This window comes from Mesorhizobium quangtriensis, from assembly GCF_040081925.1.
Classification (GTDB): Bacteria; Pseudomonadota; Alphaproteobacteria; order Rhizobiales; family Rhizobiaceae; genus Mesorhizobium_K; species Mesorhizobium_K quangtriensis.
The window spans coordinates 1,728,356-1,741,771 of record NZ_JBEBMF010000001.1 but is presented as its reverse complement, the minus strand read 5'-3'; the positions used below and the strand labels follow the sequence as shown (position 1 = coordinate 1,741,771).

Genomic DNA, 13,416 nt, shown 5'->3' with positions numbered 1-13,416 from the left:
CCACCTTCGCAACTGCGAGACAGAACCGCAAGACGGAAGTGCTACTGAAAATCGAAGGCGCTCAGGCCCGTCACCATCTCATCGAGGCCGAGGGGGCGCGCGATCGGCGGCTCGGCGCGGGCGAGGCAGCCTGCCCGCTCGCACAGCCGGCAGGCAGGACCGATCGGCGTCGGCGCGCCGGCAAGCGCCGCGCCATAGACGAGCTGCTCCCGGAACGACAGGTCGCAGCCGAGCAACAGCGCGGTCCGGCGCGGGCGTTCGTCGAAACCGCCCTGCGGACCGTCGACGGTGCGGGCGATCGTCAGGAAGGCGGTCCCGTCCGGCATCTCGACGGCCTCGGCAAGCGTACGGCCCGGCTCGGCGAAAGCGTCGTGAACCGCGAGCTTCGGGCAGCCGCCGCCGAAAGCCGCATGGGGAAAGCCAGCCGAACCGATGCGGCGCAGGCGATTTCCAGCGTTGTCTGTCTCCATCAGGAAAAAGGGCACGCCCGCCGCGCCCGAACGTTGCAGGCTCACCAACCGCGTCGCCGCCTGCTCGAAGGAGACGCCGAAGCGCGCCGCGATCACCGCGATATCGTAGCGCGCGCGGGTCGCCATTTGGTGGAAGGCGGCGTAGGGCAGCATCAGCGCCAGCGCGGCGTAGCGCGCTAGCTCGAAGCGGGCAAGCCGTCGCGCCTCGTCAGAGGACAGCTTCAACGCGTCGACCTCGCCGGCCAGCACATCGCGCATGCGGATGAGGCCGGCTTCCATCGCGACCTCGCGCAACTGGTCGGCGCGCGACAGCCGCTCGGAGAGAAACAGACGCTGTGAATGCCGGTCGTAGCGGCGACGCCAGTTCGGCATCGTGGCGGCGGGAAGCAGACGGACCGAAATGCCGTACTCCTTACGCAGCCATGTCTTCAAGGCGGCCAAGAGATCGTCGCCATGGCCGGCCTCCGGCGCGAGTTCGGCGCGCAGGGTTTCGGCCGCATCTTCCAGCGACGAAAAATGCCAGGGGCGGCGCTCGAACAGGTCGCGTACCTCGTCCACGGGCAGGCGTGCGGCCGAAAGCGATGTCGCCCTGCCCTCGCCCGCCAGAAGCGCGTTGAGGTCGGACAAGCGCTCCGCCTGTTCGCGATAGGCACGAAACAGTTTCTGCATGGCGGCGGCGGCGTTCGGCGCGGTTTCGACGAGGTCGATCAGTTCCTGGTCGCCGGGCAGTTCGCCCGGTAGTTCCCGCGCAAGCAGCGGATCGGCAAACACCTCCTTCAGCGCTGCGACGGAACTGCGCGTCTCGCCCTGCAATTCGTGCGGGTCGACGCGATAGACCGAGGCGAGCTTGAGGATCAACTGGACGGTAAGCGGACGCTGGTTGCGTTCGATGAGGTTGAGATAGGAGGGCGAAATGCCGAGCCCATCCGCCATCGCGGTCTGGGTCAGCGATCGCTCCATGCGCAGGCGGCGGATGCGCGGTCCGGCGAAGATTTTCTGGTCAGCCATGGAATGCCTGCGGATATTTTACAATGTTTACACTTTTACAGATGGCGTCTGTCAAATCCTGTACTCATTTTCCCTTATTTTCAGGCATTCTACAAGGCATAACTGGCGTTTCATCTCCCAATTTGTAAATGAAGTCACATCGAACGAGGCGCACGACAGCTCCTCGAAGCTTGCGACTTGCAGATCAGGAGCCGGAAATGACCGATTTTTACAACCTCATCCCGTCCGCGCCGAAGGGCCGGTATGACGGCATCGAACGGCCCTATTCGACATCAGATGTCGAGCGGCTGCGCGGCTCCGTTCAGATCCGCCATACACTGGCCGAGAATGGCGCGAACCGGCTCTGGAAGCTGATCCACTCGGAAGACTTCGTGAACGCGCTGGGCGCAGTCACCGGCAACCAGGCGATGCAGCAGGTGCGCGCCGGCTTGAGGGCGATCTATCTCTCCGGCTGGCAGGTCGCTGCCGACGCCAACACGGCGGGCGCCATGTATCCCGACCAGTCGCTCTACCCGGCAAACGCCGCGCCTGAACTGGTGCGCCGCATCAACCGGACGCTGCAGCGCGCCGACCAGATCGAGGTTTCCGAGGGCAAGGGCCTGTCGGTCGAGACATGGTTCGCGCCGATCGTCGCAGACGCGGAGGCCGGCTTCGGCGGACCGCTCAATGCGTTCGAGATCATGAAGGCCTTCATCGAGGCGGGCGCGGCCGGCGTTCACTTCGAAGACCAGCTCGCGTCTGAGAAGAAGTGCGGCCATCTCGGCGGCAAGGTGCTGATCCCGACCGCCGCGCACATCCGCAACCTCGACGCCGCGCGGCTCGCTGCAGACGTTATGGGTACGCCGACGCTGATCGTGGCGCGCACCGACGCCGAGGCCGCGAAGCTGCTCACCTCCGACATCGACGAAAACGACAAGCCGTTCGTTGACTATGATGCGGGCCGCACGGCCGAAGGCTTTTACCAAGTGCGCAACGGCATCGAGCCGTGCATCGCACGCGCCATTGCCTACGCGCCGCATTGCGACCTGATCTGGATGGAAACAGGCAAGCCGGACCTCACCCAGGCGAAGAAGTTCGCCGAAGCCGTGCACAAGGCGCATCCGGGCAAGAAGCTGGCGTACAATTGCTCGCCGTCCTTCAACTGGAAGAAGAACCTCGACGACGCCACCATCGCCAAGTTCCAGCGCGAATTGGGCGCGATGGGCTACAAGTTCCAGTTCATCACGCTCGCCGGCTTCCACCAGCTGAACTTCGGCATGTTCGAACTGGCGCGCGGCTACAAGGACCGCCAGATGGCGGCCTATTCCGAGCTGCAGCAGGCGGAGTTCGACGCGGAGGCCAATGGCTACACCGCGACCAAGCACCAACGCGAGGTCGGCACCGGCTATTTCGACGCCGTATCGATGGCGATTACCGGCGGCAAGTCGTCGACGACAGCCATGCATGAATCCACCGAACACGAACAGTTCCGCCCGGCCGCGGAATAACCGGGTACAACAGGGAGAAGGACCATGAACGTCAGGCCCCAAGTGAAGCAGCGCGCCGAGGAACAGGCCTCGGCGATGAACACCGACCAGCAGGCGGCGATCCGCATCCTCGCCAACGACCTGCACCGGCTGAACCAGGCGGTCATGCAGGCCGTGGATGCCGGCGTGTCGGTCGAACTGGTGCGCTCGGCCCGCCACCACAGCGGCAACGGCAATTGGGGCGACCTGCTGATCCCGGTGGTCGTGACGCAGCAGGGCTGAATCGGCGCGATGCCCCAGCGGCAACAGTATTGCCGCTGGCGTTCGGCTGGTTGCGGAACTACTCTAGGTCTGTGGACGCTGCCGGCGCGGCTTCCGTGGGCGTTCAGGGTGTAGCAGGCACGATGGCATCGCGGCATGAACCGGTTTTCGACGAGGCGAAAGTCCTTTCCGACCGTGAAGCCGCCCATGGGCTGACGCCGGACCTCTCGCGGGTTCTGATCGTCGGCAATTCGCAGATCAATCGCATCGTGGTGGCGAAGATCGTCGAGCGCAGCGGGCTGAAACCCGTCTGCGAACCGCCTGCCAGCGCCGTCCGCGTTCTGCCACTGACTTTTCCCGGCCTCGTCATCCTCGATGGAGGCGCCGAAAACAGGGATTGCGGCAGCGTCGTCGCGGGCGTCATCGCGCTTCGTCGGGTTTCGGGCGGCAGGTATCCAGCGGTGATCCTGCTGTCGAACCGAACGGCAACGCCTGTCGGACCGTCGCTCGACAGCGTGACCGATGCGGTGGTGACCAAGCCTTTCACCACCGAGCAGTTGCAGCCGGTAGTCGATCGACTGGTCAAGGGTGCCGGCACTTAGCCATGCGCCAGCCCAGTATGGAGACAGACGGCTGGCATCTGGAAGACGGTGAGGAATACCACCGAGCCGCGCCACTGAGTTTCTGGATACCGAGCCTATCAGAACGCGAGAAACTTCAGCCCGGCGACTTGGCCAAGCTTATCTTCGCGATTCAGGTGGAGGACGATACCGAGGTGGAGCGCATGTGGGTGATCGTGCGCGAGAGAATTGATGGCGGTTATCTGGGCATATTGGATAACGAGCCGACCTGCATTGAGGAAAATGACTTCTTTTGGCGAGGAATAGAACTGCCCTTTCAGCCTCGGCACATCATAAAGATCGACCAAGGAAACGACGACACAGTCGCAATCGCAGCGGTGACGCCAAACCGGCGCTGGATATAGGTGCGCGCCCGCCCCCTTCCCTTTCACGACGCGGCCCGGCTATAGTCGGAAATCTGCAACATCCAATCGGTGATTGATGCCGTCTGACAAGAAGGAAGCCCGTCCGTCGAACCGCGGGGGCCGCGCGCGTGCGCCTGCGTTTGTGAAGAACCATCGCGGCGTGAAGAACTGGAAGGAAGCCGGCGCCTGGCTCGAATGGCGCGGCATCGAGGACATCGAGTGCATCACGCCCGACCAGGCCGGCATCGCGCGCGGCAAGATGATGCCGTCGAAGAAATTCACTTCCAACACCTCGCTGGCGCTGCCGTCCGCCGTCTTCATGACGACGATCTCGGGCGGTTATCCCGAGGACGGCAACGGCTTCTCCTATCCCGAGGACGACGGCGACCTGAAACTCATGCCGGACCTCGGCACATTGTCCGAAGTGCCGTGGGAATCCGACCCGACCGCGCAGGTCATCTGCGACCTCGTTCATCAGGACGGGCGCGCCGTGGAGTTCACCCCGCGCAACCTGCTGAAGAAGGTTCTGGCCGCCTATGCCGACAAGGGTCTGAAGCCGGTCGTCGCGCCCGAGATCGAGTTCTATCTGGTGCGCAAGAACCCCGATCCCGACTATCCGCTGACGCCGCCCGTCGGCCGCTCGGGCCGTCCCATCGGCGGCGGCGCGGGCTATTCGATCGCGGGCGTCAACGAGTTCGACGAGTTGATCGACGACATCTACCATTTCTCCGAGGCGCAGGGGCTGGAGATCGACACGCTGATCCACGAGGAGGGCGCCGGCCAGCTCGAGATCAACCTGCGCCACGGCCATCCGGTGGAACTCGCCGACCAGGTATTCCTGTTCAAGCGCACCATCCGCGAGGCGGCGCTGAAGCACGAGACCTATGCCACCTTCATGGCCAAGCCGATGCAGGGGCAGCCGGGCTCGGCGATGCACATCCACCAGTCGCTCATCCATACGAAGACGGGCCGAAACCTCTTCACCAACGAGGACGGCAGCGAGTCCGCCGAGTTTCTGCATTTCATCGGCGGCATGCAGAAGCATGTGCCGAATGCGCTGGTGATGTTCGCGCCCTATGTGAATTCCTACCGACGACTGACGCAGGCGGCGTCTGCCCCGGTCAACAACAAATGGGGCTACGACAACCGCACCACGGCGTTCCGTGTCCCGCGCTCCGACCCGGCGGCGCGGCGCGTTGAAAACCGCATCCCGTCCTCCGACGCCAACCCGTATCTGGCGCTTGCCGCCTCGCTCGCCTGCGGGCTGATCGGCCTCAACAAGAAAATCAAGCCGGACGCGCCGATCCTCACCACTGCCAATGAGGATGAAATCGACCTGCCGCGTGGTTTGCTGGAAGCCGTCGACCTGTTCGAGGCCGACGACGACCTGCGCGAAGTGCTTGGCGCTTCCTTCGTCTCCACCTATGCCGCAATCAAGCGTGCGGAATTCGAGACCTTCATGGAAGTGATCTCGCCGTGGGAACGTGAATATCTGCTTTTGAACGTGTGACCATGAAATACCAGTCCCCTATCTCGCCCGGCTACTCCTGGTACGAACATACCGCCGGGCCTCGACCCGACTATGCGCCGCTCGACGGCGACGTGACGACTGATGTGGTCATCGTCGGTGGCGGCTTCACCGGGCTTTCGGCCGCGACGCATCTGGCGAAATCCGGTACGAATGTGGTGCTGGTCGAGGGCAACCGCATCGGCGACGGCGCATCGGGCCGCAATGGCGGACAGCTCGGCACGGGCCAGCGCGCCGGTGCCGAAGAGATCGAGAAGGAACTGGGCTTCACGCGCGCCAAGGCGCTGTTCGACGTGGCCGAAGAGGCCAAGGCGCATCTGCTCGAATTCGCCGAAACCAACGGAATAGAGATCGACTTCCGTCCCGGCCACCTCAACGTCTGCCACAAGGAACGCCTGCTGCCCGAATATCTCGAGCACGCTGAGGCGATGAACACGCGGTTCAACTATCCGCATATTGCCTACATGGACGCCTCCGAGACGCATGAGCGCATGGGCTCGGACCATTATTGCGGCGGCGTGCGTGATACAGGCACCGGCCATATCCATCCGCTGAAGCTGGTGATTGGGACCGCGCGCGTGGCTGCCGAAAGCGGGGCGAAGCTGCACGAGAACACGAAAGCGACCAGCATCAACACCAATGGCGGCAAGGTCGTGGTGACCACGCCGACCGGCACGATCACGGCAAAGAAATGCCTGATCGCGGTGAACTCCTATGGCGGCGACATTGAGCCACAGACGGCCTCGCATGTCATGCCGATCGGTTCCTTCATCGGCGCGACCGTACCGCTGGGCGACGACAGCCCGGTGCTGCCGGCCGGCGAATCCGTGTCGGACTCACGCTTCGTCGTGCGCTACTTCCGGCGCGCGAAAACCGGCGAACTTCTGTTCGGCGGCCGCGAGATCTACGCGCCCGGCGATCCACAGGATATCCACATCCATATCCGCAAGCAGATCGTCGAAATCTATCCGCAACTGAAGGACGTCGAGATCACTCACGCATGGGGCGGTTATGTCGGCATCACCATGCCGCGCAAGCCCTTCGTGAAAGAGGTGATGCCGGGTGTCATTTCCGCCGGCGGCTATTCCGGCCATGGCGTCATGCTCTCCAACTTTATGGGTAAGCTTTATGCCGAGTCAGTCGCGGGCAACCGCGACCGCCTCAAGCTCTTCGAGGAGCTGAAGATACCGCCCTTCCCCGGCGGCCGCACCTTCCGCGCACCGCTGCTGTTCCTCGCCCTCAACTGGTACGCGCTGCGCGACCGGTTCTAGCCGTTCGCATTATCCCTCTTCGCCTGCGCGACGGCTCCGGCCTTGCGCAGGCGGCCAAGCTCCATCGGCCGGACGAGATTTTCGCGGCGCTGGGATGCGATCTTTCGCATGCCCTGATGCGCATGGCGGGTGTTGGCCGGAGCCTCGTGCCCGCTTTCGGCCTTCTGCTTCAGCTTCAACGCCGCGCGCGACAGTTCCACCTGCGAGGCCATGCGCTCGCGGCGTGTACGCTCTGCATTGAGCCTGCGCACGGCGGTGCTCAGCACCTCGAGTTTCGTCTTGTTGCCTTCGGCGGATTTCGATGCGGCAGCACCCTTCGGATCGACCTTGCCGCGCATTTCGCGCTTGCGGCGTTTCGTTTCGGTCTGCGCCCTGTCGCGACGTTCGCGCAAGAGCTTCAGCAGCGAGGCCAGTTCCTTGTCGTCTAGTTGCTGAAGTTCCGGATGACGGGACTTTGCGACCATCTCCATCTCGCCCTTGTCGAGTGCGCGTTCCTGCTGCTTCCTGTTGACGGCCATCTGATTTCCTTTCGCGATAAGCGTCCTCGATCGGCGCGGCGCTCGCCAGCCTGTGCAGGTAACCGGCGATCGGCGATCTGGTTGCATCTGCTCACAACCGCGTGAGACTATGGCATATCCTCTGTATTGTCTAAAAGGCGGGGCTATTTACGGGCCAATGAACAGACGCGCCGTTCTCGCACTTCCTTTGCTCCTCGCCTCGACCCGCTTTGCACGGCCACAGGTCAGTCAGTCCCTGTCGCTCGTACTCGACCGCGCAAAAGACCTCGGCCCGCTGCTCAACGTCGTGGTCGCGCTTGACGGCAGGGAGATCGCCGCGCGTGGATATCATGGCGGCTCGCCTGATGCGCCGACCAACATCAAATCAGCATCGAAATCCGTCATCTCCGCACTGGTTGGCATCGCCATCGACAGGCAAGTGCTGGAGGGCGTCGACCAGAAGATCGCTCCTATCCTCGCGCGTGACCTGCCCGACAATCCCGATCCGCGTATCAACGACGTGACGATCGGCAATTTGCTCTCCATGCAGGCTGGGCTCGGTCGGACCTCCGGGCCGAACTATGGGCGCTGGGTGTCGAGCAGCAACTGGGTGCGGGCGGCCCTTGCCGAACCCTTCGACGGCGAACCGGGCGGGCCGATGCTCTATTCCACCGGCTCCACGCATCTGCTGTCGGCTATCCTGACCAAGGCCGGCGGCAAGTCGACGCGCGAACTGGCGCGCGAATGGCTCGGCCCGGTCGAGGGCTTTTCCATCGGCGCATGGGACCGCGACCCTCAGGGCATCTATGTCGGCGGCAACCAGATGGCGATGTCGACACGCTCGCTGCTGGCCTTCGGCGAACTCTACCGCAACGGCGGGCGGAACCGCGCGGGCGAGCAGGTCGTTTCGGAAAACTGGGTAAGCGAATCCTGGACGGTCCGCACCCATTCCATCTATTCCGGCGACGGCTACGGCTATGGCTGGTTCATCCGCCAGATCGCCGGTAAGCAAGTCGTCTATGCATGGGGCTTCGGAGGCCAGATGCTTTACATCGTACCGGCGCTGGGCCTGACGGTCGCCATGACCTCGATCCCCGACGATCCCTCGGCGCAAAGCGGCCACCGCGACGACCTGCACGCGCTGCTGGGCGAGATCATCGGCGCGACAAGCGTCTGACCGCTCCTTACTGCCAGAGCCCGACCTTCGCCTCACGCGCCCGCGCTTCGACGTCGTGATAATCCTGTCGGGCGCGGACCAGCCCTTCCTTCACCATCAGCAGGCCCACATCCAGCCCGCCTGCGCGGCACAGGAGAAAGCGCTCTTCCTTTTCCTCGCAGCGAAAGGTCTCATCCCGCGCCAGTTCGGAAAGCTGCTCGTAGGCGCGCTCGCCGCATGGCCATTTCTCGTTCGTCGAGGTTGTGCAGATTTCGGTTCGCGATGGAGCGATGGTACCCCAGATTTCCGCCTGTCGACCGTCATAGACGATGGTATCGCCGTCGATGACGGTCACCTCAGCCGCCGCGCCGGCCGTAGCCATCGCACAGGTAGCGAGAATCGCGATCAAAAGGGCGTTCCTGTTCATTCCTTGCCTCCACCGCAGGCGCCGGCCTAGAGTCTGCGCAAAGACACGCCTTTGGGCACTTCTGCTCGAAAGATATGCACCCGCGGCCGATTCTCCCTTTGAATTCTGTCACAGGGACGCACTATGGTGCCACTGCAATTCGAGCCGAGCCGGCCGCTGGCCCTTGCCTGCGGCACCTTGGCATCGCGTTGCCACTAGCAAGATTAAATCGATTAGAATATATGTTGCACTGCGGTGCGGAGTGGACCCCCTATGACCAGCCAGATCATTCCAGTCGATCCTTTCGACCTCATCATCTTCGGAGGCACGGGCGACCTTTCCGAGCGCAAGCTGCTGCCCGCGCTTTACCATCGCCAGCGCGACCACCAGTTCTCCGAGCCGACGCGCATCATCGGCACGTCGCGTTCGAAATTGACCGACAAGGAGTTCCAGGAGTTTGCCCGCAAGGCGCTGACCGAGCACGTCGCCAAGGAATATCTGGACAAGGCCGAGGTCGACAAGTTCATCAAGCGGCTGAGCTATGTCGCGGCTGACGCGACGAGCGGAGCCGGCTTCGATGACCTGAAGAAGGCGATCGGCAAGAGCGACGCGATCCGCGCCTTCTATCTCGCGGTAACGCCGGCTCTCTTCGGAAGCATCGCTTCGCAGCTGAAGAAGCATGACGTCATCACCGAGAATTCGCGCATCGTGGTCGAAAAGCCGATCGGGCGCGATCTTGCTTCCGCCAAGCAGCTCAACGACCAGATCGGCAGTGTTTTCGGCGAGCACCAGATTTTCCGCATCGACCACTATCTGGGCAAGGAGACGGTGCAGAACCTGATGGCGGTTCGCTTCGCCAACGCGCTTTTCGAGCCGGTGTGGAATTCGGCCCATATCGACCACGTGCAGATCACGGTTGCCGAGACCGTCGGGCTGGAGGATCGCGTCACCTATTACGATACCGCCGGCGCTTTGCGCGACATGGTGCAGAACCACATCCTGCAGCTCGTCTGCCTCGTCGCGATGGAGCCGCCGTCATCAGCGGTGGAAGCCAACGCGGTGCGCGACGAGAAGCTGAAGGTGCTGCGTTCGCTGAAGCGCATCAACGGACAGGAAGCGCCCAAGAAGACCGTGCGCGGCCAGTACCGCGCCGGTGCCTCGGCCGGTGGACCGGTCAAGGGCTATCTGGAAGAACTCGGCAAGCCGGACAGCACCACCGAGACATTCGTTGCGCTGAAGGCCGAAATCGACAACTGGCGCTGGGCGGGCGTGCCCTTCTACATCAGGACCGGCAAGCGGTTGACGACGCGCGTCTCCGAGATCGTCATCAATTTCAAGCCGGTGCCCTACAATATCTTCGGCGAGAGCGCCGGCAACATGATACCCAATCAGCTTGTCATCCGCCTGCAGCCGGATGAAAGCGTCAAGATCTTCATCATGATCAAGGACCCGGGTCCGGGCGGCATGCGACTGCGGCAGCTTCCGCTCGACATGATCTTCTCCGATACGTTCGGAGGCCGCTCGCCCGATGCCTACGAGCGCCTGCTCATGGACGTCATCCGCGGCAACCAGACGCTGTTCATGCGCCGTGACGAGGTCGAGGCCGCGTGGATGTGGGTCGGGCCGATCCTCGACGCCTGGGCGGAGACGCGACAGGAAGCGCAGGGTTACACGGCCGGCACGTGGGGCCCGTCCGGTTCGATCGCGCTGATCGAGCGTGATGGCCGCACCTGGCACGAGAGCGCCTGACGAATGGCGCTCGCTTACGAACTGCACACCTTTCCCAGCCGCGCCGAGCTTGCCAAGACGCTTGCGAACATGATCGCCGGCAAGCTGGCCGACGCGATCGCCAAACGAGGGGCTGGGCTGATCGCCGTGTCCGGCGGCTCGACGCCGACACTGCTGTTCGGTGAGTTGTCGAAGGCTGCGATTGACTGGAAGAAGGTGATCGTGACGCTGATCGACGAACGGCTCGTGCCGGCGGACCAGCCGCGCTCCAACGCCAAGCTGGTCGCCGACAGGCTGTTGCAAGGTCCGGCCGCCGCCGCGACATTCGTGCCGCTCTATCAGGGTACCGATGACGGCGAGGAGGCAGCCAAGCGTGCGCGCGCCGAACTGGCAAAGCTGCCCTGGCCGCTCGATGTCGCAATCCTCGGCATGGGACCGGATGGCCATACCGCCTCCTTCTTCCCCGATGCGCCTGATGTCGCCGAATTGCTCGCCGCACCTGCCGACGAACTGGCGCTGCCGGTAGAATCCGTTACCGCGCAGGAGCACAGACTGACCCTGACGCTCGGCAAGATCGTGGAGGCGGGTTTCCTCGCGCTGCACATCGAAGGCCCGGACAAGAAGGACGTGCTCGACCGTGTGCTGGCCGGCGAGAAGCTGCCGATCGGGGCCGCGATCGCCGCTGCGCCGCGGCCGGTGGAAATATTCTGGGCCGAATAGGCCTGCTTTGCGCGGGGCTTTCCCCAAAAGCCCCCGTTTTGCGTACCGGTGGAAAGGCTCCCACTTTCCAGCGGCGCGCCGGAAGGATGAACGATGACCGCCAGGAATGACATTGAGGCGATAACGGCACGAATCCGCGAACGCTCAAGGCCCGTCCGGGAACTTTATCTCGATCGTGTCGGAAGAGCAGCGAGTACCACCGCTAACCGGGCGACACTCTCCTGCGGCAACCTCGCGCACGGCTTTGCCGTCTGCAGCCCGTCGGAAAAGGTCGCGCTCGCCGGCGACCGGGTGCCCAACCTCGGCATCATCACTTCCTACAACGACATGCTGTCGGCGCATCAGCCGTTCGAGACCTACCCCAACCTGATCAAGGAAGCGGCGCGGGAGGCCGGCGGCATTGCGCAGGTGGCCGGCGCCGTGCCCGCCATGTGCGACGGCGTCACACAGGGCCAGCCCGGCATGGAACTGTCGCTGTTCTCGCGCGACGTGATCGCCATGGCGACCGCGATCGGGCTTTCGCACAATATGTTCGATGCGGCGGTTTACCTCGGCGTCTGCGACAAGATCGTACCCGGGCTGGTCATTGGAGCGCTCTCCTTCGGCCACCTTCCGGCGGTGTTCGTGCCTGCCGGGCCTATGACGTCGGGCATCCCGAACGACCAGAAGTCGAAGGTGCGCCAGCTCTATGCGGAGGGCAAGGTCGGCCGCGCCGAACTGCTGGAAGCCGAGTCGAAATCCTATCACGGGCCGGGCACCTGCACCTTTTACGGCACAGCCAACTCCAACCAGATGCTGATGGAGATCATGGGGCTGCACACGCCCGGCGCATCCTTCATCAATCCCGGCACGCCGCTGCGCGACGCGCTGACGAAGGAGGCGGCCAAACGGGCGCTGGCAATCACGCAGCTCGGAAACGCCTACACGCCGGTCGGCAAGATGATCGACGAACGTTCCGTCGTGAACGGCATCGTCGGGCTGCATGCGACTGGCGGCTCGACCAACCACACGATCCACCTCATCGCCATGGCGCACGCGGCGGGCATCTCGATCACATGGCAGGACATCTCCGACCTGTCTGAGGCGGTGCCGCTTCTGGCGCGCGTCTATCCGAACGGGCTTGCGGATGTGAACCATTTCAATGCGGCGGGCGGCATGGGCTTCCTCATCCGCGAACTGCTCGACGCCGGCCTGCTGCATGAGGACGTCCAGACGGTCTGGGGCGAAGGCTTGCGCCCCTACACGGTCGAGGCGAGGCTGGGCGTGGACGGCAGCGTGGTGCGCGAACCCGCCCCGAAGGTCAGCGGCGACGAGAAGGTTCTGGCTCCTGTCGCCAAGGCGTTCCAGCCGACGGGCGGGCTGAAGGTGCTGTCGGGCAATATCGGCCACGCCATCATCAAGACCTCCGCCGTGAAACCCGATCGGCGCGTCATCGAGGCTCCCGCCGTCGTGCTGGACAGCCAGGAGGCGCTGACCGCCGCGTTCAAGGCCGGCGAACTCGACCGCGACTTCATCGCCGTGATCCGCTTTCAGGGACCGAAGGCCAACGGCATGCCGGAACTGCACCGGCTGACCACGGTTCTCGGCGTGCTGCAGGATCGCGGCCACAAGGTCGCGCTGGTGACCGACGGGCGCATGTCGGGGGCTTCCGGTAAGGTTCCGGCCGCCATCCACGTGACTCCGGAGGCGCTGGAAGGCGGTCCGATCGGCCGGCTGCATGACGGCGACATGCTGCGTCTCGATGCCGAAACCGGCGCGCTGGAAGTGCTGGTGCCCGACGAAGAACTGGCGGCGAGACCGATCCGTTCGCCGGATCTGTCGGCCAACGGACACGGTTTCGGCCGCGAGCTGTTCGCCGGCTTCCGCGAGCTTGCGGGCCGCGCCGACCAAGGCGCCAGCGTGTTCGGTTTCGTCTGAGGC

At 63.9% G+C, this 13,416-nt stretch carries 13 protein-coding genes; 10 read left to right on the top strand and 3 right to left on the bottom strand.

Translation table 11 applies throughout. From position 1 onward, the window contains the following. Positions 1-41: 41 nt before the first annotated feature. Positions 42-1,478: a helix-turn-helix domain-containing protein gene (locus ABMA32_RS08490; RefSeq protein ID WP_349013260.1), complete on the bottom strand. Its 1,437-nt coding sequence runs from the start codon at positions 1,476-1,478 to the stop codon at positions 42-44. Positions 1,479-1,675: 197 nt separating this feature from the next. On the opposite strand from ABMA32_RS08490, the gene aceA reads away from it, so the two are divergent. From aceA to ABMA32_RS08460, 6 genes are all read left to right on the top strand, one after another. Beyond that, positions 1,676-2,965 (top strand): isocitrate lyase, encoded by a 1,290-nt coding sequence (gene aceA / locus ABMA32_RS08485; RefSeq protein ID WP_349013259.1) that lies wholly within the window; start codon positions 1,676-1,678, stop codon positions 2,963-2,965. A 24-nt stretch (positions 2,966-2,989) separates the two neighbouring features. Next, positions 2,990-3,226 carry an SMc00767 family acetate metabolism repressor gene (locus ABMA32_RS08480; protein WP_349013258.1) on the top strand — a complete coding sequence of 79 codons (237 nt, stop codon included), beginning with the start codon at positions 2,990-2,992 and terminating at the stop codon, positions 3,224-3,226. A 122-nt stretch (positions 3,227-3,348) separates the two neighbouring features. Next, positions 3,349-3,807 carry a response regulator gene (locus ABMA32_RS08475; protein WP_349013257.1) on the top strand — a complete coding sequence of 153 codons (459 nt, stop codon included), beginning with the start codon at positions 3,349-3,351 and terminating at the stop codon, positions 3,805-3,807. A gap of 2 nt (positions 3,808-3,809) precedes the next feature. After that, positions 3,810-4,190: a hypothetical protein gene (locus tag ABMA32_RS08470; RefSeq protein ID WP_349013256.1), complete on the top strand. Its 381-nt coding sequence runs from the start codon at positions 3,810-3,812 to the stop codon at positions 4,188-4,190. Between the two features lie 76 nt (positions 4,191-4,266). Then, positions 4,267-5,700 carry a glutamine synthetase family protein gene (locus ABMA32_RS08465; protein ID WP_349013255.1) on the top strand — a complete coding sequence of 478 codons (1,434 nt, stop codon included), beginning with the start codon at positions 4,267-4,269 and terminating at the stop codon, positions 5,698-5,700. Between the two features lie 2 nt (positions 5,701-5,702). Further along, positions 5,703-6,989: an NAD(P)/FAD-dependent oxidoreductase gene (locus ABMA32_RS08460; RefSeq protein ID WP_349013254.1), complete on the top strand. Its 1,287-nt coding sequence runs from the start codon at positions 5,703-5,705 to the stop codon at positions 6,987-6,989. On the opposite strand, the gene ABMA32_RS08455 is transcribed toward ABMA32_RS08460, so the two are convergent. Further along, positions 6,986-7,507, bottom strand: coding sequence for a hypothetical protein (locus ABMA32_RS08455; RefSeq protein WP_349013253.1), 522 nt, complete (start codon positions 7,505-7,507; stop codon positions 6,986-6,988). The two genes, ABMA32_RS08460 and ABMA32_RS08455, sit on opposite strands and share 4 nt — an antisense overlap. Positions 7,508-7,664: 157 nt before the next feature. Between ABMA32_RS08455 and ABMA32_RS08450 the strand changes: the two genes are divergently transcribed. After that, on the top strand, positions 7,665-8,663 hold the full coding sequence (locus ABMA32_RS08450; protein ID WP_349013252.1) for a serine hydrolase domain-containing protein: 999 nt from the start codon (positions 7,665-7,667) through the stop codon (positions 8,661-8,663). A 7-nt stretch (positions 8,664-8,670) separates the two neighbouring features. Here the strand turns inward: ABMA32_RS08450 and ABMA32_RS08445 are convergent, their stop codons facing one another. Further along, positions 8,671-9,069: a thermonuclease family protein gene (locus ABMA32_RS08445; protein WP_349013251.1), complete on the bottom strand. Its 399-nt coding sequence runs from the start codon at positions 9,067-9,069 to the stop codon at positions 8,671-8,673. Positions 9,070-9,321: 252 nt separating this feature from the next. Here ABMA32_RS08445 and zwf point away from each other — a divergent pair, with 252 nt between their 5' ends. The 3 genes from zwf to edd all read left to right on the top strand — a co-directional run bounded on the left by zwf (position 9,322) and on the right by edd (position 13,413). Beyond that, complete coding sequence (gene zwf, locus ABMA32_RS08440; protein ID WP_349013250.1) at positions 9,322-10,797, top strand: glucose-6-phosphate dehydrogenase; 1,476 nt, start codon at positions 9,322-9,324, stop codon at positions 10,795-10,797. A gap of 3 nt (positions 10,798-10,800) precedes the next feature. Next, the gene (pgl, locus tag ABMA32_RS08435; protein WP_349013249.1) at positions 10,801-11,496 is read left to right on the top strand and encodes a 6-phosphogluconolactonase; all 696 of its coding nucleotides are present in this window, start codon (positions 10,801-10,803) and stop codon (positions 11,494-11,496) included. A 93-nt stretch (positions 11,497-11,589) separates the two neighbouring features. Continuing rightward, positions 11,590-13,413: a phosphogluconate dehydratase gene (edd, locus tag ABMA32_RS08430; RefSeq protein WP_349013248.1), complete on the top strand. Its 1,824-nt coding sequence runs from the start codon at positions 11,590-11,592 to the stop codon at positions 13,411-13,413. The last annotated feature ends 3 nt before the right edge of the window (positions 13,414-13,416 follow it).

Coding starts and splice junctions, on each gene's coding strand:
- ABMA32_RS08460 (WP_349013254.1), top strand. CDS start 5,703: ATGAAATACCAGTCCCCTATCTCGCCCGGCTACTCCTGGTACGAACAT.
- ABMA32_RS08490 (WP_349013260.1), bottom strand. CDS start 1,478: ATGGCTGACCAGAAAATCTTCGCCGGACCGCGCATCCGCCGCCTGCGC.
- ABMA32_RS08475 (WP_349013257.1), top strand. CDS start 3,349: ATGGCATCGCGGCATGAACCGGTTTTCGACGAGGCGAAAGTCCTTTCC.
- ABMA32_RS08480 (WP_349013258.1), top strand. CDS start 2,990: ATGAACGTCAGGCCCCAAGTGAAGCAGCGCGCCGAGGAACAGGCCTCG.
- aceA (WP_349013259.1), top strand. CDS start 1,676: ATGACCGATTTTTACAACCTCATCCCGTCCGCGCCGAAGGGCCGGTAT.
- ABMA32_RS08455 (WP_349013253.1), bottom strand. CDS start 7,507: ATGGCCGTCAACAGGAAGCAGCAGGAACGCGCACTCGACAAGGGCGAG.
- ABMA32_RS08450 (WP_349013252.1), top strand. CDS start 7,665: ATGAACAGACGCGCCGTTCTCGCACTTCCTTTGCTCCTCGCCTCGACC.
- ABMA32_RS08465 (WP_349013255.1), top strand. CDS start 4,267: ATGCCGTCTGACAAGAAGGAAGCCCGTCCGTCGAACCGCGGGGGCCGC.
- edd (WP_349013248.1), top strand. CDS start 11,590: ATGACCGCCAGGAATGACATTGAGGCGATAACGGCACGAATCCGCGAA.
- pgl (WP_349013249.1), top strand. CDS start 10,801: ATGGCGCTCGCTTACGAACTGCACACCTTTCCCAGCCGCGCCGAGCTT.
- ABMA32_RS08470 (WP_349013256.1), top strand. CDS start 3,810: ATGCGCCAGCCCAGTATGGAGACAGACGGCTGGCATCTGGAAGACGGT.
- ABMA32_RS08445 (WP_349013251.1), bottom strand. CDS start 9,069: ATGAACAGGAACGCCCTTTTGATCGCGATTCTCGCTACCTGTGCGATG.
- zwf (WP_349013250.1), top strand. CDS start 9,322: ATGACCAGCCAGATCATTCCAGTCGATCCTTTCGACCTCATCATCTTC.